General features: G+C 60.6%; 20 protein-coding genes. 14 read left to right on the forward strand and 6 right to left on the reverse strand.

Features of this window, described 5'->3' with window-relative positions; genetic code table 11:
• From AWR36_RS06255 to mnhG, 5 genes are read left to right on the forward strand one after another with little or no spacing between them, the layout of a single operon-like run.
• The gene (locus AWR36_RS06255; RefSeq protein ID WP_067082670.1) at positions 1-381 is read left to right on the forward strand and encodes a Na+/H+ antiporter subunit C; all 381 of its coding nucleotides are present in this window, start codon (positions 1-3) and stop codon (positions 379-381) included.
• Complete coding sequence (locus tag AWR36_RS06260) at positions 378-1,883, forward strand: Na+/H+ antiporter subunit D (protein ID WP_067082675.1); 1,506 nt, start codon at positions 378-380, stop codon at positions 1,881-1,883. Before AWR36_RS06255 ends, AWR36_RS06260 begins: the two co-directional genes overlap by 4 nt.
• Positions 1,884-1,901: 18 nt before the next feature.
• Positions 1,902-2,375, forward strand: a complete 474-nt coding sequence (locus AWR36_RS06265) for a Na+/H+ antiporter subunit E (RefSeq protein WP_067104541.1) — start codon at positions 1,902-1,904, stop codon at positions 2,373-2,375.
• The gene (locus AWR36_RS06270) at positions 2,375-2,713 is read left to right on the forward strand and encodes a cation:proton antiporter (protein ID WP_197409241.1); all 339 of its coding nucleotides are present in this window, start codon (positions 2,375-2,377) and stop codon (positions 2,711-2,713) included. Before AWR36_RS06265 ends, AWR36_RS06270 begins: the two co-directional genes overlap by 1 nt.
• Complete coding sequence (mnhG, locus tag AWR36_RS06275) at positions 2,700-3,074, forward strand: monovalent cation/H(+) antiporter subunit G (RefSeq protein WP_067082683.1); 375 nt, start codon at positions 2,700-2,702, stop codon at positions 3,072-3,074. Before AWR36_RS06270 ends, mnhG begins: the two co-directional genes overlap by 14 nt.
• 1 nt (position 3,075) lies before the next feature.
• On the opposite strand, the gene AWR36_RS06280 is transcribed toward mnhG, so the two are convergent.
• The 3 genes from AWR36_RS06280 to purE form a co-directional block, all read right to left on the reverse strand.
• The gene (locus AWR36_RS06280; protein WP_067082686.1) at positions 3,076-3,945 is read right to left on the reverse strand and encodes a DUF6671 family protein; all 870 of its coding nucleotides are present in this window, start codon (positions 3,943-3,945) and stop codon (positions 3,076-3,078) included.
• Positions 3,946-4,082: 137 nt separating this feature from the next.
• Positions 4,083-5,210 (reverse strand): 5-(carboxyamino)imidazole ribonucleotide synthase, encoded by a 1,128-nt coding sequence (locus AWR36_RS06285; protein WP_067082689.1) that lies wholly within the window; start codon positions 5,208-5,210, stop codon positions 4,083-4,085.
• A 67-nt stretch (positions 5,211-5,277) separates the two neighbouring features.
• On the reverse strand, positions 5,278-5,769 hold the full coding sequence (gene purE / locus AWR36_RS06290; RefSeq protein WP_082679439.1) for a 5-(carboxyamino)imidazole ribonucleotide mutase: 492 nt from the start codon (positions 5,767-5,769) through the stop codon (positions 5,278-5,280).
• A gap of 526 nt (positions 5,770-6,295) precedes the next feature.
• Between purE and AWR36_RS06295 the strand changes: the two genes are divergently transcribed.
• From AWR36_RS06295 to AWR36_RS06305, 3 genes are read left to right on the forward strand one after another with little or no spacing between them, the layout of a single operon-like run.
• Positions 6,296-7,090: an OmpW/AlkL family protein gene (locus AWR36_RS06295; protein ID WP_082679440.1), complete on the forward strand. Its 795-nt coding sequence runs from the start codon at positions 6,296-6,298 to the stop codon at positions 7,088-7,090.
• Between the two features lie 56 nt (positions 7,091-7,146).
• The gene (locus AWR36_RS06300; RefSeq protein WP_141398483.1) at positions 7,147-9,510 is read left to right on the forward strand and encodes an autotransporter family protein; all 2,364 of its coding nucleotides are present in this window, start codon (positions 7,147-7,149) and stop codon (positions 9,508-9,510) included.
• Positions 9,511-9,529: 19 nt separating this feature from the next.
• Positions 9,530-10,777, forward strand: a complete 1,248-nt coding sequence (locus tag AWR36_RS06305) for an MFS transporter (protein ID WP_067082696.1) — start codon at positions 9,530-9,532, stop codon at positions 10,775-10,777.
• Between the two features lie 225 nt (positions 10,778-11,002).
• On the opposite strand, the gene AWR36_RS06310 is transcribed toward AWR36_RS06305, so the two are convergent.
• Positions 11,003-11,914 carry a bile acid:sodium symporter family protein gene (locus AWR36_RS06310; RefSeq protein WP_067082697.1) on the reverse strand — a complete coding sequence of 304 codons (912 nt, stop codon included), beginning with the start codon at positions 11,912-11,914 and terminating at the stop codon, positions 11,003-11,005.
• A 147-nt stretch (positions 11,915-12,061) separates the two neighbouring features.
• Here AWR36_RS06310 and AWR36_RS06315 point away from each other — a divergent pair, with 147 nt between their 5' ends.
• The 4 genes from AWR36_RS06315 (at position 12,062) to cydB (ending at position 16,298) form a co-directional block, all read left to right on the forward strand.
• A complete protein-coding gene (locus AWR36_RS06315) occupies positions 12,062-13,048 on the forward strand; it encodes a DUF1853 family protein (protein ID WP_067082700.1) in 987 nt (328 codons plus the stop codon).
• 225 nt (positions 13,049-13,273) lie between these two features.
• The gene (locus AWR36_RS06320) at positions 13,274-13,840 is read left to right on the forward strand and encodes a GbsR/MarR family transcriptional regulator (RefSeq protein WP_067082702.1); all 567 of its coding nucleotides are present in this window, start codon (positions 13,274-13,276) and stop codon (positions 13,838-13,840) included.
• 62 nt (positions 13,841-13,902) lie between these two features.
• Positions 13,903-15,282, forward strand: a complete 1,380-nt coding sequence (locus AWR36_RS06325; RefSeq protein WP_067082705.1) for a cytochrome ubiquinol oxidase subunit I — start codon at positions 13,903-13,905, stop codon at positions 15,280-15,282.
• The gene (cydB, locus tag AWR36_RS06330; RefSeq protein WP_231745268.1) at positions 15,279-16,298 is read left to right on the forward strand and encodes a cytochrome d ubiquinol oxidase subunit II; all 1,020 of its coding nucleotides are present in this window, start codon (positions 15,279-15,281) and stop codon (positions 16,296-16,298) included. Before AWR36_RS06325 ends, cydB begins: the two co-directional genes overlap by 4 nt.
• A gap of 106 nt (positions 16,299-16,404) precedes the next feature.
• Here cydB and AWR36_RS06335 read toward each other — a convergent pair whose 3' ends face one another.
• Positions 16,405-18,069 carry a cytochrome-c peroxidase gene (locus tag AWR36_RS06335; protein ID WP_067082708.1) on the reverse strand — a complete coding sequence of 555 codons (1,665 nt, stop codon included), beginning with the start codon at positions 18,067-18,069 and terminating at the stop codon, positions 16,405-16,407.
• Between the two features lie 573 nt (positions 18,070-18,642).
• Here AWR36_RS06335 and AWR36_RS06340 point away from each other — a divergent pair.
• Positions 18,643-19,317, forward strand: coding sequence for a TetR/AcrR family transcriptional regulator (locus tag AWR36_RS06340; protein WP_067082712.1), 675 nt, complete (start codon positions 18,643-18,645; stop codon positions 19,315-19,317).
• 19 nt (positions 19,318-19,336) lie between these two features.
• Here AWR36_RS06340 and AWR36_RS06345 read toward each other — a convergent pair whose 3' ends face one another.
• Positions 19,337-19,993 carry a cupin domain-containing protein gene (locus AWR36_RS06345; RefSeq protein WP_067082716.1) on the reverse strand — a complete coding sequence of 219 codons (657 nt, stop codon included), beginning with the start codon at positions 19,991-19,993 and terminating at the stop codon, positions 19,337-19,339.
• A gap of 300 nt (positions 19,994-20,293) precedes the next feature.
• Between AWR36_RS06345 and AWR36_RS06350 the strand changes: the two genes are divergently transcribed.
• Positions 20,294-20,551, forward strand: coding sequence for a YdcH family protein (locus tag AWR36_RS06350; protein WP_067082719.1), 258 nt, complete (start codon positions 20,294-20,296; stop codon positions 20,549-20,551).
• Positions 20,552-20,606 lie beyond the last annotated feature (55 nt).

Below are 20,606 nucleotides of genomic sequence, written 5' to 3' on the forward strand. Positions count from 1 at the left end.
ATGGAAACGGCTCTCGCAATGGTTGTGGGGATTCTCATCGCTACCGGCGTCTACCTGATGCTGGCACGCAACCTGCTGCGCTACCTGTTTGGCCTGATTCTGCTCAGTAATGCCGCCAACCTGGCCATCTTCACCGCCGGCCGTCTCACCCGCGCATCACCGCCACTGATCCCCGAGGGATTACAGGCTCCGGAAGTGGCTGTTGCCAACCCCCTGCCCCAGGCACTGATCCTGACCGCCATCGTCATCGGTTTCGGCCTGCTGGCCTTTGCCCTGGCATTGATCGTGCGGGCCTACCGCCAGCTTGGAACACTGGACGCGGACACCATGCGCGTCGCCGAGCCCGAGACAAAACCCAAACGGGGGAGAAAGCGCTCTTGAGCTGGTTACTGGCATTTCCCTTCCTGCTGCCCACCCTGGCGGCACTGCTGACTTTTCTGGCCAGGGAGCGGGCCCGCCTGGCCCGAGTCCTGTCCGTGGGCAGCTGTGGCCTGTTGCTGCTGGTGAGCCTGGCGATCTTTGCCCTGGTGGAAAGCGAGGGGGTGCTGGCCGCGCAAATGGGCGGTTGGCCCGCCCCATTCGGGATTACCCTAGTGGCGGACCGATTGAGCGCGGTGATGTTGCTGGTGGCAGCAGTGGTGGGTTTGACCGTGGCTGTATTCGCGCTCTCGGACATCGATCCCCTGCACGAGCAACTCGGTTTTTACAGTTACTTTCAGCTGCTGCTGGCCGGTGTCTGTGGCAGCTTTGTTACCGGCGACCTGTTTAATCTCTATGTCTGGTTCGAAGTGATGCTGATCGCTTCGTTCGCCCTGCTGGTACTGGGCGGTGAACGCATTCAGCTGGACGGCGGTATCAAGTACGTGGCCATGAACCTGGTATCGACACTCTTGATGCTGACCGCCATCGGCCTGTTGTATGGCCTGACCGGCACACTCAACATGGCACAGCTGCACTTGGCACTGTCGGAGGTCGACAACCCACTGGCGCTGGACCTGCTTGCGGTGCTGTTTATCTGCGCCTTCGGTATCAAGGCGGCCATTTTTCCACTCTTCTTCTGGCTGCCTGCGTCATACCATGCGCCGCCGGTCGCGGTGACCGCCGTATTTGCGGGCCTGCTTACCAAAGTGGGTGTCTATGCATTGATTCGCACGTTCACCTTGATCTTCCCGGCCGGCGACGGGCTCGCCCACGATATTCTGCTGGGGGCTGCATTGCTGACCATGCTGACCGGCGTTCTGGGGGCCGCGGCACACTACGAGTTCCGTAAGATTCTCGCTTTCCATATCGTCAGCCAGATCGGCTTCCTGATACTGGGTCTGGCATTACACAGCCCCCTGGCACTGGCAGGCGCCGTGTTTTACATGGTGCACAATATCGTCGCCAAGACGAACCTCTTCCTGATCAGTGGCACCGCGCAACGCCTGACCGGCAGCTTCGAACTGGCGGAGATCGGTGGACTGTATCGCGCGAGCCCGCTGCTGGCGGCGCTGTTCTTCATCGCCGCCTTCAGCCTGGCCGGCTTTCCGCCGCTATCGGGCTTCTGGGCCAAATTCCTGCTGATCAAGGCAAGCCTGGATCAGGCTGCCTACTGGGTGGCCGGCGTGGCACTGATCACCGGAGCGCTCACTCTGTTTTCCATGAGCAAGATCTGGGCCGAGGCCTTCTGGAAGGATCACCCAGCGAATGCCTGCGCCGGACTGGCGACACTGAGTGGCGCGGATCGCTTGCAACGGTTGTTACCGGTGGTTTTGCTGGCGCTGATTACGGTGGCACTGGGGTTTGCGCCCGAGCCATTTATCGACTTTTCCCTGGCGGCGGCAGCCCAGCTGCTGGACCCCGGGGCGTACCTGGCAGCGGTGCTGACACCGCCTGCCGATTGAGTCAGGGAGGAAGCTAGCGTGGGATTGTTTCTGCTCAATATTCTACTGGCCATCAGCTGGTCGGCACTGACCGGCAGCGCCACACTACTGAACTTTTTCGCCGGCTTCGTGATCGGCTATGCGGCGCTGGCGCTCTCCCATCCGCTGCTGGGTGATCGCGAATATTTCCGGCGGGTGCCGCGGGTATTGAGCCTGATCCTTTTTTTCCTCAGGGAGCTGGTGCTGTCCAGCCTGCTGGCAGTGTACGAGGTGCTGTCGCCGAAATTACACAGCCGGCCACGCATCGTGCGGGTTCCGCTTGAGATCCGCGACCACAACCAGATACTGGTACTGGCCAACCTGATTTCCCTGACACCGGGTACGCTGGTACTGGATGTTTCGCCGGACAACGATGCCATTACGGTACATACCATGTTCGTCGACGATCCCGAGGCGTTTCGTCGGGATATCCGCGACGGTTTCGAGAAGCGGGTGCGGGAGGCCATGTCCTGATGCCGATCAAACTTGGAGCGGAGCTATCGCCGATGTTGACGGTGGCCGTTGAAGGGGCCTCGTGGTTGCTACTGTTGGCCCTGGCCCTGTGCTTCCTGCGCATCGCCCGCGGACCGACACTCGCCGACCGGGTGGTGGCGCTGGACGTGCTGAACATTCTCGCCGTGTCCTACTGCGCACTTCTCGCCGTTGCCTCCGGGCGGGCCGTGTACCTCGATGCCGCCATCGCGCTGGCACTGGTGGCCTTTCTGGTTACCGTAGCTTTCGCCCGCTTTATCGAACGGGGCCACCTGCGCGAGGTGCGCAGTAAGGAGGGAAAACCCGATGCCAGTCGCTGAGATCGTGATCGCCACACTGCTACTGGGGGGCAGCTTCTTCGGTTTTACCGCCGCCCTGGGCCTGATCCGCATGCCGGATATCTATACGCGCATGAGCACGTCGGGCAAGTCGGCCACACTCTGCTGTGGGCTGCTGCTGGCGGCGGTCGCACTGCTGTTTCGCGATGCGCAGGTGACCGCGCGCGCGGTCGCGGCGATCCTGTTCTTACTGCTTACGGTTCCTGTCGGCGCCCACATGATCGCTCGCGCCGCCTACCGGGTTAACGACCCCATGTGGGAGGACACCACGATCGATCGCGAGCTGTGGGAGGACGACGGAAGGGGAGAGGCACCGGCCGAACCCGGTGATCCGGGCAGCTGAATCACGGGTTGCAGATCTGGCAACTGCCCGGGTCGGCAAACTTTTCCTCCACCGGATAACAGGCCTCTGCCTTGCAGTGCGCACAGACTGCCCTTCTCTGGCGCAGGCAACCCGTGGCGAAACCACAGGCACTGCAGGGCAATCCATAGTCCATCAGGTCCGGCCAGAAACCGGGCGCCGCACAGTCAGGGCAGAGGCTCAACAGGCGCTGCCGTAAATTGATCGCGGCCTCGCGGATAAACGCTTGCCGGGCCGGACAGTGCATGGCGCGCAAGTCCGGCTGAACGTTCAGTGGCCAGGGAAAAGCTTCGCCGTTAATCAGCGCGCGGCCCCGAACCTGCCGGTAAAGTCCTTCCGCCGCCTGCAATAGAGCGTCCGCATCCTGCAGTCCCTTGGCCAGATAGCCGTTCGCCTGCAGCAACCAGCCCTGCCCCGGGTCCTGCTCGCAGAGCCCGGCACGCAGCTCGTCAGCATCGCGGGCTTCCCACTCCCGTACCTCGAAAGGCCCCTGGGCACTGGCGACAATTTCCAGATCCCGTTCCAGGTCCACCAGTACCAATAACTCATGGTCCCAGCCCACCAGCCCCGGCAACGGACCGGCGCCGAAGCTGCCCTCACTGCCGAGGCCGATGGAGGCCCCGCTCAATTCACAGGCGAGACGCGCTTTATGCCGGGCACAGTCGATGGGGGAAAGTTTGCGCTCTATCTCACCAGAGAAGGTGCCGAGCGTGTCGGTGTCGAAAGCGTCGGTGTGCTGAAGCGTAAGGAGCCCGTCCTCGGCGAGGACAGGGCCAATCACAGACTCTTTGCCGTGTTGCGTGAGCAAGACCGCGAAATCCGCAGAGAGCCCGCTCGGCTGCTGGTGTGACATCCGCTTTCCCTACCTCCGGTCATCTGACGTCGGTCAGTGCAGCATCGACCTCTCGAAAAGGTCATCACAGTATGGAAGTCGAGGCGCATCGCCGCTCAGGCGAGCGGCAATGCGCTCCGGGTCGGCGACAAGCTGGTTCAGGCCGGCCGCCTGGATTCGCCGTAAAGCTCCGCCAGCATATCATCAATGCGTGCGGCGAGCGCTTCCTGGGTGTCGTCCAGCAGAATGACATGGCCCATCTTGCGCCCCGGGCGCAGGCCTTTGCCGTACAACCAGACACCCTCATTCGGCTGGGTCGGCTCTTTATCGACGCCCAGCATGTTGATCATCACGGCGGGGCGCCCGGCGTGGGTTTCCCCCAGCGGCATGCCGAGAATCGCGCGAATATGGTTTTCGAACTGGCTGGTTTCGGCACCAGCCAGGGTCCAGTGGCCGCTGTTATGCACGCGAGGTGCCAGCTCGTTGATCAGCAGCCCGTCTTCACTGACGAAGCACTCCATGGCCAGTACACCCACGTAGTCCCACGCGTTCAGCAGGGTCGACAGGTACTCCTGTGCGGAGCGCTGCAGGGCCTCGTCCGCATCCGGTGCCGGCGCCTTGGAAACCAGCAGTGTGCCTCTGTAGTGATCGTTCTCGGCCAGCGGATAGGTGCGCACTTCGCCATCGGCAGTGCGGGCACCGATCAGGGATACCTCGCGGGAGAACTTGATTCCCTTTTCCACCACGTATTCCTGCTCGGCTTGCTGCTCAAGCACCTCGTCGCGGATCGCGGCCAGCGCCTCGTCGCTGTCGACGCGCCACTGGTTCTTGCCGTCGTAACCGTTCTCACAGCTCTTGATAAAAGCCGGGTATCCCAGCTTCTCCACCGCTGCGCAGATCTCGTCGTAATTGTTCGCGGGCTCGAAAGGCGCTACCGGCAGACCGGCGGCAGTGATTGCGGTTTTTTCCCGCAGCCGGTGCTGGGTCTTCTCGAATGCATCCGGGCGCGGGTAGACGGGGCAGAACTTTTCCAGCGCCCGCAGCAAGTCCACAGACACCTGCTCGCGCTCGGCGGTGATCACTTCAGGGCTGCCCATGGCGCGGTACAACGCCTCCACGTCGGCGTCCTCCCGGGCGTGCACGACCGTACCCAGCCCATCCACACAACCGGTGTTCTCGCCGCCCTCGGCGAGGAAGCTGAATGCGATTCCCAGCGGGCGCCCTTCCTGGGCCATCATCTGTGCCAGCTGGCCGCAACCTACTATTCCAACGCGCCTGACAGTCATCTCTGGTACACCTCGATTATTACTCGCCTTCTCTCAACCGGCATTAACCGGCAGATGTGTCTCGACCTCACTCGACCTCGAACGGCACCTGAGCGCTCTGGCGCTCGCGCCAGGCGATCAGGCGCTGCTGCAGTTCCTCGTCGGTCAGCGACAGCATCTGCGCCGCCATCAGGCCGGCGTTGAAGGCGCCGGAGGCGCCGACGGCCTGGGTGGCAACCGCCACGCCCTTGGGCATCTGTACGATAGACAGCAGACTGTCCATTCCGGTCATGAATTTGCTTTCCACCGGCACGCCGATAACGGGCAGCGGAGTCATGGCAGCAATCATACCCGGCAGGTGGGCGGAGCCACCGGCGCCGGCAATGATTACCTGGGTGCCGTTCTCGTGCGCAGTGGTGGCAAACTCAACCAGCCGCTGCGGGGTGCGGTGGGCAGAAACCACCGCCGTGGCAAACGGGACTTCCAGCTCAGAGAGGGGCTGAGTCGCCTTTTGCATGGTCGGCCAGTCAGATTGGGATCCCATTACGATGGTGACCTTTTCGAAGGGAATCTGTTTCACTTACGGTTCACTCCAGTGTTACACGAGCGCCAGATCAGCGGGTATCGCCACCAGCGTTTGAGGGGGAAGGTAATCGCCGGGGCAGCGCAATACTGGAAGTGCTGCACCCGGGACCGCCAGCGAGAATCCGCCGTCGAGGACAGTTCCTGCATTATACCCGAGCCGGCTTCGCCGACCGCCCCGAATTAAAGGGCACGAAGGATACCAAAACTCGGCAAGAAAGCACGCTGTAGAAGGGCTTCTGGGCCGTTCAGCAGCGTCTTGAACGCCGCAAACGGGCGAATTCCAGCCTCAGGGCACCATTTCCGCGGTCAAACCTCTCCGGTTGGTCATTCCCGGCCAAGTCGCAGCTCTCAACCCATACCGGCTTTACATCTGCTTCCCTGCACAATATCCCGGCGGTCGACGCCCGAACTGCTACTTTTGTTCATTGGACCCTGGTGGCGACCGGTCAACGCGTCACGCGCACTGCCAGCACCCAGCGGTCACTGGCAATCTAATCATAAAGACAGCATCGGAGCCGGCGATGGAACGCCACACACTCTCTCATTTCCACTCCCTGTTGCGCCCTTGGGCGCCGGCATTATTGATTATTGTCTCTGCAGCACTGTGGTGGCCCTCGCCCCGGGCAATGGCCCAGCCGGACTGGAGGGAAGCAGACTGGGGGGATGTCATCCTCAGGGTTGGGGGCAGCTACGTGAGCCCCGACGACGAATCGACGCCGTTCAAGTATGCGGTTTTGCAGAACTGGGATCTTTACAACGCCCGCTGGGAGATCGACAGCGAAACCAGCTGGAATCTCTCCGCCGTGTGGCAGCCCCTGGACCACTGGGGCGTTGAGCTCCTCTATATCGGCAGTACAGGGTTTGACGCTGACCTCCAGGGCTTCCGCGCCCTGCCGGGGCGCAATGCTATCCCGCTGGGGGATTTCGAGGTCACCTCATCCAATGCCCTCATCAACTGGTATCCGCTCGGAGCGGAATGCCTGGGGCGACCGTATGTGGGTATCGGCATCAATTACACCGATTACCACGATGTTTCCCTGAACGGCGAGCTGTCGGATTTCCTGATCGATTCAGGTGTCGCCACCGGACCCGGGCGGCTGTCCCTCAGTTACTCCTGGGGTGTCGCCGCACAGGCGGGCCTGGATTTTCACTTCGCTCACGGCAGTCCATGGCTCGCCAACCTGTCGCTGCTCTACTTCAAGTCGGATACCGATGCGCGCATCACCTTTCCCACTGAGCCGGGCTTTGACCGTCTTTACTCGGATTTTGATTACGACCCCTGGATTGTAAATCTCGGTATTGGCTACCGATTCTGAGTCGCCGGCCGCAGCAGCGGCAGCCCTGAAATAATTTCATAAGGCGGGGAAAATACTTGGCCAGATTTAACAGACAACAATTCCCTCTGTTCCCTCTATCCAAGCCGCAACTTGTCAGTGCGTGTGCAGCTTTAGTCCTGCTCAGTGCCACAGCGCCGGGGTTAGGTGCCTGCCTGCCCGACAATATCGGCACCGAGGGACCAGACGATATCACCTGTGATATCGACAATGATGCAGTGGGCGCCGACGTCAGCGGACTCGGTGGTGACGATACGCTCAACCTGCTCGGCGGCACCACCGGCACCGTGGACGGCGGAGACGGTGCCGACACCATTCTTTTAGATGGTGTCATTGTGGAAGGCGACGTCCTCGGCGGCGTCGGTGACGACACCATTATCATGGACAACCGCGACACCCGCATCGGTACGCCTCTGGATGAAGGGGCCATCGACGGTGGTGCCGGCAATGACACCATCGAGCTACTCGATGGCCTGACATTTTTTGCCCTGGGCGGGGATGGCGACGATGACATCCTGCTCGATGGTGGCTTCGTGTTCCGCTACATCGACGCTGGGGCCGGCGACGACAATATCTACTGGGATGAGGGTATTGCCAACGAGGTGCGCGGGGGGCCGGGCTCCGACACACTGCTGATCGATTCCTTCGCCTACGATGGTACCGCTCTGCTCGACGGCGGTGACGACCTTACCAGCACCGACGGCGCCATCGACACTCTGACTTTTGTCCTCGATCACGAGATCGACGGCAACCTGCTGCGCAACTGGGAACGCATCGTTATCGAGGGCAGTTCAAAGATGATCTTCTCCGGCACCCTGGCGGTTGGCGGCGGCAGGGACGGTGATGGCAATGACCTGGGGCTAGAAATTTTTTTCGGCGGCCTGGTGGAGTTCGTGCCGCGCAACTACCGCATTAGCGGCAATGTCACCAATGCGGGGACGTTAAACCTGCAGAATGCGCGCTATGACAGCCTGACCCTGAGCCCGGACAGCGAGGGCAGGTTCGGCAACTACCGCGGCAAGGATGGCCGCCTGTGGCTGGACGCGCGACTCGGCGGTGACGGCGCACCGGCGGATCTATTTCGTGTCGAGGGCAATGTCACAGGCCGTACACTTGTCGATATCGCCAATCGCGGCGGGCTCGGTGCGCCAACCTTCGGCGACGGCATTCGCGTGATCCAGGTGGATGGCAACTCGCCGGACAGCGCCTTCACACTGGCCGGCGACTTCACCACACGGGATGCCACTCCTGCGATCGTGGGCGGCGCCTATGCCTATACCCTGCAACAGGGTGGCCGCGACACGCCTGAAGACGGCGACTGGTATCTGCGCTCCACCTTCGACAGTCTCGATGCGGATTTCCCGGGGCTGCAGGTTCGCTGGCAGCCCGCAGCCGTACTTTACGAATCCCTGCCACTCCTGCTGCGGCAGCTGAACCAGCCGGAAACCCTGCGCCAGCGTGTGGGCAACCGCTTCTGGATGGGGAGCAGTTACCAGGACCTCGGCAACTGCGACTTCCCCTCATCCGTGGAGCAGACGATCGATGGTGGTGGAGCCTGGATTCGTGTGCGCGGCGACTATGGCGAACTGGCGCCAAAGATCAGTACCACCCGGGCACAATGGGAGCAGGATGCCTGGCGAGTCCAGACCGGCATCGATGTCCCGCTGGGATTCACCGTCCGCGGTACGCAGCCCCTTGCCGGCGTGGCCCTGCACTACAGCGAATCCGATACCGATGTGGAGTCCTTTTTCGGCAACGGCAATATCCAGCTGGAAAACTATGGCACAACCCTTTTTGGTACCTGGTACGGAAACCGCGGGGCATACTTTGACGCACAAATACAGCTGAACTGGTTTGAAGCGGAGCTGGATCCCGATGACCTGCGTCCGCTGGCCGAAGACAGCGAGGCCTTCGGCTACTCGCTGGCCCTCGAGGGTGGACGTACTTTCAAGTTGTGTGACTATTACTCCGCAACCCCCTTTGCCCAGCTGGTGTATTCCAGCGAAGACATCGACGACATCATCGACGACTACGGAGTGAAGTTTTCCCAGGCAGACAACGATGGCTGGCGTTTCCAGTTCGGCTCGGCGTTCGAACAGCGCATCAGTCGCCGTAAATCCCAGCGCAATATGTTTGGCGACAGGCCGCTGGAGCGCATCGCTTTTTATATCACCCCCAGCGTCAACTACTTCTACGACGATGTGGCCACTGTCGACGTCTCCGGGACCCAGTTGCGCCAGGAGGGGGACAACTGGTACGGCCAACTCGCCCTGGGCGCCACCTACGACGAGTGCGGCGATGAATGCTCCGTCTATGGTGAGCTGAATCTATCCTCCAGCCTCAACAACTTCGGCGACAGCACCACCGCAGGACTGATCTTCGGTTTCCGTTTCAAGTGGTGAGTAGCGCAGCGACCCTCTGATGAAATACGACAGACGCGTCTGGGGCTGGGCATTCTACGACTGGGCCAATTCGGCCTTCGCTACCGTTGTGCTCGCGGGTTTCTTCCCGTTGCTGTTTCAGGACTACTGGAGTGCCGACGCAAGCGCCGAAGCCGCCAATCTGCGCCTGGGCTGGGCCAACGCCGCCGCCTCACTGATCATCGCACTTTCGGCTCCCTTCCTCGGCGCCATTGCCGATCGCAGTGGCGCACGCAAGCGACTGTTGCTGCTGTTTGCCGTGGGCGGCATGCTCGCCACCGGACTGCTGGCCGAGGTCCCCCAGGGCAGCTGGTTCCCTGCGGCGCTGCTGTTCGTCTGCGGCACGATTGGTTTTCTCGGCGCCAACCTGCTCTATGATGCGCTACTGGTGCACGTGGCTCCGGTCGAGCGCTGGCACGCCGTATCCGGCCTCGGCTTTGGGCTCGGCTACCTGGGGGGCGGGTTGCTGTATCTGGGCTGCGTCGCCGCCGCACTCAAACCGGCACTGTTCGGTTTTGCCGACGGCACCGAGGCGGCCCTGGCCGCTTTTGCCATCACCGCCCTCTGGTGGGCCCTGTTCTCCCTGCCGCTGCTGCTACTGGTGCCGGAACCGCCGGCCACTGCCGCAGCAGCCACCACCTCGCTGTGGAGAGACAGCGGTGGGCAGGTAATCGACACCCTGCGTGCCCTGCCCCGGCACCGCCACCTGCTGTTGTTCCTGATCGCCTACTGGCTCTATATCGATGGTGTCGGTACCGTGATTCGCATGGCCGTGGCTTACGGGCGCGCACTGGAATTCGAGCGTTCCCACCTGATTCTGGCGTTGTTGCTGGTACAGTTTATTGGCTTTCCCGCCGCCATCGCTTTCGGACACCTGGGCAACCGGATTGGTCCGCAACGGGGGATCTATATCGGCCTCGCCATCTACACACTGGTGTGCATCTGGGGATTCTTTATTCGCGCACCCTGGGAGTTTTTTGCCATTGCCGTGTTGATCGGCCTGGTGCAGGGTGGCGTGCAGGCGCTGAGCCGTTCCTGTTACGCACGGTTGATACCCGCCGAGCAGAGCGGCCAGTTCTTCGGCTTCTACAACTTGATGGGGAAGTTTGCCGCACTGATCGGACCGCCGCTGTTCGGTCTTTTCGGCACCTGGTTTGGCGATGTGCGCTATTCGATGCTGTCGCTGATCATCCTGTTTGCCGCCGGTGCCATCCTGCTCTCGAGAATCCCCGCTACAGCATTCAAATAGCATTGCGACTTCTGCCGGAGCGAGCCCGTCACACCGGAACAAACACCTGAGTCCAATATTTTACTCGGCACGAAGCACCGGGCTTTGACAGATCTCGGAGCGCGAGACTTGGCAGAACTTGCCGACGCCCGCGTGCCCCCAAACACCGTGCCACAAAAAATCTGAATCGAAACACTTGAATAAGCCGCTGCGCCCTTCACGGCACAGCGGCCCTGCGGAGTGGCTTCAGCCGGCCTCGGTAAGCCCGGCCGCTGGAGTGTCAGCGGACTTTTTCGTGGAGGGAATCACGCGGCGGCCGTAGGCGGCGAGCAGGAAACCGATCGGGAACATCAGTACACCGTAGATGGCTGACGGCACCGACATCTCACTGGAGTGCAGCAGTGTCAAAGTGACCATCAAACCCAGGGTGCCATTCTTGATCCCCAACTCTGTTGCCACCGCCAGCGCCTGTGGGCGCGAGAGTCCGCAGGCGCGACTGCAGAGCAGCCCCAGGCCCACACCCAGCAGATTGAGCAGGATGGCGGAGGGTCCGGCCTGGGCCATCAACTCCAGGAAGCGATCGCGAATGCCGTAGACCAGGGCAACCACCAGCACGGCCAGCACCAGACCGCCGAAAATACTGACAACCCCTTCGGCACGGTGGGCAAGCCTGGGCTGCCAGGCCCGGATTCCCATTCCGATCATCACCGGCAACAGGACGATCGCCGATAGCATGGCGACAGTGCGGCCGAACGGCAGCACGATTTCCCGCTCGGCGCCAAAGTACAGCTGCAGCGCATAATTGGCGAATATCGGCAGGGTCATCACGGTAATCAGGCTTGCGCACACCGTCAGCACAATCGATAGCGCCACGTTGCCACGTGCCAACAGGGTGAAGAGGTTGGAGGTGGTACCACCGGGGCAGGCGGCGATGATCACCAGCCCGACCGCAATTGCCGGGGGCAGGCTGAGCAGCCAGCAGAGCGCGAAGGCAATCAAGGGCATCACCAGTATCTGCGCGACACTACCGATAATCAGCCCGGTGGGTTTCACCGTCACCTGGTGAAACTCCCTGGCTGTCAGCGTCATGCCAATGCCGATCATGATGATAAACAGGGAGATCGGCAGACCGATCGAGATCAATGGACCTGATTCCACGGGGGGCTCCTCACATCATTCGTCGTTATTATTTTGCTTGCGTTTGCCAACGCATTGGCAAACCCTAGCATAGGCCTCCCTGCTGCGCCGCTTTTTTGAAGCGCCTACGTTCGGGCAACTGAAACGCCGCACCGGCATGGCAACTCCATGACTGATTACTTCACAAACGTCCAACCGGACCACTGGGCAAACCTGCTCTGGGCTGTGAGTGCACCCCATATCGTGCGCGACTGCGGACTGCCCCTGCTGCCGCCGGAGCGGCAGGCGGCACTGCGGGAGTATTTTGCCGCCGGTGAAAACCGTGCGCGCCTGGAGCCGCTGCTCGCCACTTACCTGACCGAGCGACCGTCGGGGCGCCTGGGCATCTACTTCGAGGACCTGTGGGGCTTCGCGTTCGAACATCACCCCCAATACCAGCTGTTGGCACGTAATCTGCCCCTGCGCGAGCAGGGTCGGACCCTCGGCGAGCTGGATTTCCTGGTGCGCTACCTGCCGGAAAGTTGTGTCGAGCACTGGGAACTGGCGGTGAAATTCTACCTGCAGGTTGACGGGCGCCACTGGGTAGGCCCGGGACTACGCGACCGGCTCGATGTGAAATTGGCTCGCATGCGCAACCACCAGCTTCCGGTGGCACTCGGCTCCACCGCCAGCGCCGAACTGGCCCAACACTTGTGGCAGGTGTCCCGGCAGTGGGCCCTGGTGCCGGGAAGGCTGTTCCGCCCACTCTGCGAGGCGCCACCGGTTTCCGCCGAGATCAACCCGCAAGTCAGCAACTACTGGTGGGCAACACCCTCGACCCTCGGTCGCGAATTCGCAGTGGCAGCACGGGAGGCGGGGATGGGGGAAACGCACAACTGGCGCTGGACGCGGTTACCGAAACAGGCCTGGCTGGCCGACGGGGGCTATGCTGTTGCCGAAGACGTCGGCATCCATACAGTCATCGAGCAATTCTCGCAGCAGGCGGCCTTCCGGCCCTGGTGTATTGCTGCCCGTTACCATGGCAGCGAGCAGAGCCGCGGCTTTATCGTTCCGGAAGACTGGCCGCACCGCGCCGCGATACCGCCCCCCTCCGCACCTGACTCTGACTCCAACACCGACACGGACACTGGTAACAGCAAGCCACCACAACATTGACCGCGTGCTGACAAAAGGCTGCCGGGCGTCGCAAAAGGCCCATGAGACAGAGAGGCAGCAATAGCGGCTTGCGAGCGCAAATGGGCTATGAATGCCTGGTCAGGTCAAAAGCTTGGCTATGCAGCCCCTGATTTAACCTGAATCAGGACATTATTTTCTGTCATCGATTGACAGGAATGGCGCAACGGTTAGAATTTTCAAAAATTTCTGAAAGTTCAAAATATAATGGATCTACTGACAGGCCAGACCAGGGCGTTCGTACTGCACTTTGGCGAGATGGGCAGCCGCTGGGGCTTCAACCGCACCGTTGGGCAGATGCTGGCCCTGCTGACTGTGCACGGCGAGCCGCTGAATGCGGACCAACTTGCCGAGGCACTCCGTGTGAGTCGCGGCAACGTGAGCATGGGTCTCAAGGAGCTGCAGGCCTGGCGCCTGATCGAACTGCGTCACCGGCCCGGAGACCGTAAGGACTATTTCACCGCCGCGGGCTCGATTTGGGATATGGCGCGCACGGTGTTCGAAGAGCGCCGCAAGCGCGAGCTGGACCCGACACTGTCCCTGCTCCGCCAACTGTTGTTGAACGAGCCAGACAACGAGCGGGAGGCGGCAGCCCAGGAAAAAATGCGTCAGGTTTATGACCTGCTCGAACTGCTGGACCAGTTTGCCAACACCCTGAGCCGGCTTGATGAACGAGACCTGCTAAAACTGATGAAGCTGGGTTCGGGCGTCACCCGCCTGCTCGAGCTGCGGGAAAAAGTAAAGGGAGGTGTCGCCGGCAAAACGGATCGCTAGGGGCTGGGGCGCCCAATGCCAGTCCGCCACGGGAGAGCCATTCGCCAACTACAGAGGTTCCCATGCTCGATACACTGATGCTGTCGAGAATACAGTTCGCAGCCAATATCAGCTTCCACATCCTGTTCCCCGCCATCACCATCGCACTGGCGTGGATACTGTTCTATTTCAAGCTGCGACACGACCAGACCGATAACCCGATCTGGATGCGCGCCTACCGTTTCTGGGTCAAGGTGTTTGCACTCAACTTTGCCCTGGGTGTGGTGAGCGGCATCACCATGTCGTTCCAGTTTGGTACCAACTGGCCGGGCTACATGGAAACCGTTGGCAATATTGCCGGTCCACTGCTGGGCTATGAGGTCCTTACCGCGTTCTTCCTGGAAGCCACCTTCCTCGGCATCATGCTCTTCGGCATCAACAAAGTACCCAGCAAAGTCCATACGTTTTCCGCCTTTGTCGTGGCTGTGGGTACCATGCTGTCGACATTCTGGATCCTTGCACTCAACTCCTGGATGCATACCCCCGCCGGATTTGAAATGCGCGACGGTGTCGCCCATGTCACCAGCTGGATGGAAGTGATTTTCAATCCCTCCTTCCCGTACCGCTTCGCCCATATGCTGATCGCCTCTGGCCTGACCGGGGCATTCTTCGTGGCGGGCCTGTCTGCCTACCGGATCCTTAAAGGCGACCATAAAAAGGCGCCGCGGCTCACACTGAAAACCGGCCTGGTCATTGCCGCGGTGCTTGCGCCGATCCAGGCCTATGTGGGCGACCTGCATGGACTCAACACACTGAAACACCAGCCGCAAAAAATCGCGGCAATGGAAGGAGTCTGGGAGACCGAGCGAGGCGCTCCTCTGTTGCTGTTTGCCATCCCCGATGAGGAAGAGCGCACCAATCACTTTGAAATTGGCATCCCCAAACTGGCCAGCCTGATCCTTACGCACGATGCCGATGGTGAGATCGTCGGACTCAACGAGTTCGAGGGCGATCACCCGCCGGTCAAGCCGGTCTTCTTCGGTTTCCGGCTCATGGTCGCGATGGGTCTACTGATGATCGCGGTTGCCTGGACCGGCTGTTACTTCCTGCGCCGTCGCGGGGAGCTCCCGCAGTGGCTGCTGAAAGTCGTGGTGGGCATGACGTTCTCCGGTTGGGTTGCCACCCTGGCGGGCTGGTACGTCACCGAGATCGGGCGCCAACCCTGGCTGGTCACCGGCGTGCTGACCACCGCCGACGCAGTGACCCCGCTGGCGGCCGGCAACGTGGGCTTCTCACTGGCCATGTACCTCACCATTTACGTGATATTGCTGTGGGCCTATATCCATACGCTGAGGGTCATGGCCCGCAAGGCGGTCGAGGTGGAGGAATTCGAAACCACCACGCCTCAGAAGGAGGGCACCATCACCAACCTGCCCGGCGCAACCCAGGAGGGACAGGCATGAACCCTGAGACGATGACTTTCAACGAGTGGTTGCCGGTGATCTTCATCGGCATCATGGGCCTCGCGGTACTCATCTACGCCGTGTTGGACGGCTACGACCTCGGGGTGGGCATTCTGCTGCCCATGCAGACACAGGATGAACTCCAGCGGGATACCATGATCGCCTCGATCGGCCCCTTCTGGGATGCCAACGAAACCTGGCTCGTGCTGGCGATCGGAATTCTGCTGATCGCTTTTCCCGCGGCGCTGAGCCAGATCATGTTCAGTCTTTACATCCCGGTAGCGATCATGCTCATCGGGCTCATTTTGCGTGGGGTTGCATTCGACTTTCGCGCCAAAGCCGCAGTGGACCACAAGCTCACCTGGGACCGGGTATTCAAGAGCGGCTCCCTGCTCACCACTCTTTCACAGGGCTATATGCTCGGTCAGTATGTGATGGGTTTTGAAAGCGGCTGGCAGGCGCAGATGTTCTCCCTGCTCAGTGCTCTCGGCGTGACCGCAGCCTACAGCTATATTGGTGCGGCCTGGCTGGTGATGAAAACCGAGAGAGACCTGCAGAAACGCGCGGTGCAGTGGACCCGCAAGGCGGGGCGTGCCACTTTACTCGGCGTGCTGGCGGTGTCGCTGATCAACCCGCTGGTCAACCCGGGCGTGTTCGATCGCTGGTTTACCTATCCGCTGGTGATGTTCGTACTGTTGATTCCCACGCTGACCTTTGCCGGATTTGTGGTCAATGATCGCCTTCTCAAGCGGCTGCCGAAGGAAAATGATCGCCACTGCCGGGTGCCCTTTTTCCTCACGGTTGGCATCTTTCTGCTGTGCTTCTCCGGCCTGGCGTTCAGCTTCTTCCCGGAAATTGTGCCCGGCGAACTCAATATCTGGCAAGCTGCCAGCGCCCCGGAATCCCTGAAATTCATTTTCGTCGGCGCGGCGATCGTGGTCCCCCTGATTCTCGCCTACACCGCGTTTTCCTACTACGTGTTCTGGGGCAAGGCGACTGAACTGAAATATCACTGAAGATAAAAGCGAGAGAATAGAAAGGGGAGCCAGTGGCTCTCAAACTGTGGAAAAGTAGGGGCCTGTCGGCCCCCTTTCCTCTGGTGTCGGTGAGTCAACAGTGAGACTACTCCTCACTCACCCACTCGTCCTCGTCCAACCTCCGCGCCGCGTCATCAATGGACATGCAACTCGAGCGACCCCGCGGGAACCGGAAGGGAATCACTGGCTCTTCCTCCGCCTCGGCGAGATCACAGATGGTCTCATACAGGCGCATATCCATGAACATGCTGGCCGATGCACTGGGCTGGGGCTTCAACAGCTCCGGCTCGTCCGCGCTGTGCAGGTCCGTCAATGTCTGTAGATAAGCCACGATGGCGTCTTCCTGCGCATCGGTCATGCCCAGCGCGCCAACGAGGAACGGCGGCGACTGTGTAGCAGGAACATCTGCGCGCGGCCAACAGTCGTTGGCCAAGGCCACGGCCTCGGTCAATACCGTTTCCGCAGGCAGGACATCCTCACAGCGATCCTTTACCTGGCTCGTGTTGTAGAAGTGCACGATGGATTTCATGCTCTTGAAGAAACCGTTGTGCGTATACGCCTTCACGAATTGTCGGTTGGGACGCTTGTCGATATTGCGGATCGTGGGTGTACGAAAGAAGCCCGGACGATGAATTGCAGTAGTTTCAGACATACCGCCATCAAGGATACCTCCGTTCAGGGGCACTTCTGGGTTCGGCGGGGTGCCGATGTTGTGGTACGCTTGGTCCATGTATGTCTGCAGCAGCTCCGAGCCGTCATCGGTGTCCGGGTTGTCACTGTGGCAGAAGGCGCACTGTGCCGCCGGAATATCATCCCTAGACTCCCGCGGCGAGAAGGGCAGGTCCACGTTGTAGAACAGGTCGTGGCCCAGGTTTTCCTGATCCGTAAAGAGTACCAACGGGAACTTGCCATATTCTTTGTCAGGATTAGAGGCCTGCAATGTCTGCACGTCCGTACAGACACTGGGGTTCCAGTAATCACGGAAGTCGCTATCGATACAGGCCAGCTCAGCGCGGATTGCCAGATCCCGCTTGGAGGTAAACGAGTTGATATCCTTGGAATGCTGGTAGGCACCGACAGACATCATCAGCCGCTTGAAGGTGATATCCAGATGCCGCTCGCCGTTATAGGCAATCACATTGCTGCAATTCAGCGGTGTATCCCAGGCCAGCTCATAGAGCCAGGCATAATCTGAAGACTGCACGGTCAGGCACACCTGGTCCCGCGGCATATTCTGCTCGACCGTATTGGGGATGGGGTTGATCGCCTGGTCAGTGGTGGCGCCAATATATTTGGCATAGCCCAGTACCACCGGGTTTTCGATATCGTGGAACACCTCCTCGCCGATATGCGGCGCAGCGCCCGGGAAACCCTCTATGTTGGGTCGCCCCAGCGCGCGGCCATCCCAGAAGTTACCGCCGCAATACTGCTCCACCCCCGGAGGGTTGTTTGGCCCACCAAGGTCGCAGGGCAGGAACGGCTCCACGAAACTGGCGTAGGTATTACTCGGGGGCTTACGCCGCCCGACCGTAGCGGGATCTGCCCCCGTAATCGCCACCTGCGTCAAATTGACGTTTGAATCGCCGCCGGTGCCGCCGGTTTCCGGGGTATGGCAGGTCACGCAGCCCATTTCCCCTGAGCTGGAAAGGCTGGTATCGAAAAAGACATGCTTGCCCAGCAGCTTCAGGGCAATGTCCCTGTCATCTGCCTGTACGGCTGCCGTCTGTGCGCCAAATGCGAGAGACAACACCCCCGCGACTATCCAATTTCTGGAAGGGCGCCGTGGCCCTCCCTCCCCTAGTGAGCTGACCACGCTGTACCTCCTGTACATCCCGCTACCTCTTCGCACGGCTCGACAGAGTTCCCCATGAAACCGCGGCGAAATTACCCTAAAGAAAACCCAAAGTTGCGACTCACCGGGAGAGCACCCACCAAATCAGGCTGTCACTGCCCCACGGATGTCGCTACGCACAATCCTAGCGCCTGCACAAAAAGTGACCGCAAAGGCTGCGCCAATAATTTCCGCTCAATTCGCAGGGGTTTGTCTCCATCGATGTCCGCCGCTGCCGCAGGGCAAAATATCCGAATAGTTTCGAGTTCCCCCACGCAAAACCCGGGTTTTTATGATCCAGCTCACGCGCAAAGTGCTCGCCGGTTGCGGCTGGACACTGAGTGCAAGATAATCCGGTGTCACCAAACGCCAAAAAGAAGACTCGCGTGCGCCAGGTCAGGCCAATAGTGCGAGCCGAGGTGATAACTACAAGGTAAAAATGCCACGACCCGAATGTGATGCCCTCGGGTTAAACAAGAGAGTTACCGAGCGTTGACTGATCCCAGCCCACCCCTGCCACGAAGGCGGTATACAACCCTGCCCCGAAAGCCACAACGAAAGAACGGCCGAGAGAAGTTCGACACACTGCTCGATGCCCTCGACGGCCTGCTGCAATTTCGCGAAACCAGCGAGATCAGCCTATCGGACCTGAGCGAGGCCGCAGGCGTGCCCGCCGCATCGGTTTACCACTTCTTCCCCAATCGCGAGGCGCTGTTTGCCGCTCTGATGCAGCGGCACCTGGATTCGCTGCCCGACGTCAGTGCCGGCTCCAGCCCCAACTGGCAGAGCCGCACCGAGCACTTCCTGGATCAGCTCCAGAAACAGCTGTGCGCCAGCGAATCGGTGATGAAAATGCGCTTCGGTCCCGCCCCCGGCTGGGCGGTACGGGAACTGCTGCTGGAAGACCGCAACCGCCTGGGGCTGCGTCTACTGGATTACCTGGATACGGACTTTGAGCTGCCGGCCTCACCCCGCTGGCCGGAGCGCTTTCGGGTAGCACTGACCATCGCAGAGGGTATCTGGTCCGGCGCCTACGGCCGCTTTGGCCGCATCGATGACTTCAATATCGACGAAGCCAAGCGGGCCGTCATCGCCTATCTCGAGTATTTCTTCGGGGAACGGCTGCCCCTGCGCATCCGTGAGGAGGAAGAGGCCCTGCTGGACTGAGCGGGCCTGGGAATCGGCCTCAGAGGTGGCCGGTCTTCACATAGATCAGCGCCCCGTCTTCACGGGTAAAAGGCGTGTGCTCACTCAGGTGTGGGCTGCGAATCCAGCTGCCCCGGGGATACTCGCCATGCTCGTCAAAAAAAGTCCCCTCGATCACGAAAATCTCTTCGCCGCCCAGGTGCATATGCTGCTGGAATTGCGTGTACGGGGCCCAGCGCACCAGTGCCACACGTTCTCCCTCCAGCTCGTGTAGCCCCAGCACCGAGAGCCCCGGCACCAGCCCGGGCTGCCACTGTGCCGCGCGGGTATCGATGACTATCCGGTTCTTTTCCTTTTCGCTGTGTTGGTGCAGTTTGACAAAGATGGTACAGCCTTCCGGGCCCACGCTCGGGCTGTGGCTGGAACCGATCGGGTTGCGGATATAAGTCCCCGCCGGGTAACTGCCATATTCATCCCCGAAAGCCCCCTCGAGCACCAGGATCTCCTCACCGCCGCCATGGGTATGCTCGGGAAAGGTGCTGTTGGGCGCATAGCGGACGATCGAGGTCGCGCGCGCCACCTCATCGCCAATACGATCCAGCATCATGCGCTCGACGCCTGCCACCGGCGACGGGCGCCACTGGTATTCACCCGGACGGATAACCGCTCTGCGATCAAAGTTCGCATTCAGATCCACACTACAACTCCCAAGCAGTCCACATTGACTATAGTGATCCAGTCCCACGTCTCCGACCGGAGACCTGAGACGCTGCAACGCGCAGCTCGTGAGCCAGTACTTACGGCACAGGCCTGGATTGGATCAAGTGATTGGATCACGGGCCCGTAAGATTAGCTATAAAAAGAAAGCTCATTAGGTCGGTTAGTTAGATTGTCATGGGGAAGTCCCAGGCCTGTTCCCCGCTATACCGCTGCGCCAAATTCAACCCAGAGGCTACACTTACGTCGTGGCCGTTCGATAATTTCGCAGGAGCTTGCCATGCCAATACCTTCCCACTCCCTTGAGAACGACTTTCCCGAATTCAGTGACACCATCCAGCGCCTGAACCGTGAAGACCTGAGGTTCAAAACCGAAAGCGAAACCTACCACAAACTCGACAAACAAATTCGCGGACTGGAAGAGCGCGGGGTAGCTACCGACGATAACCACTTCAATTCCCTCAAAATCCAGCGGGCCCACCTGAAAGACCGCTTGTATCACCGGATCACAAACAGTCACCAGCCGCCGTTGCACTGATCGCGCCAGCTGGACAGTACGGGCGCCCTCGCGCAGACTCTGACTTTCACAGTGA

This window comes from Microbulbifer flavimaris, from assembly GCF_001641755.2.
GTDB lineage: Bacteria > Pseudomonadota > Gammaproteobacteria > Pseudomonadales > Cellvibrionaceae > Microbulbifer > Microbulbifer flavimaris.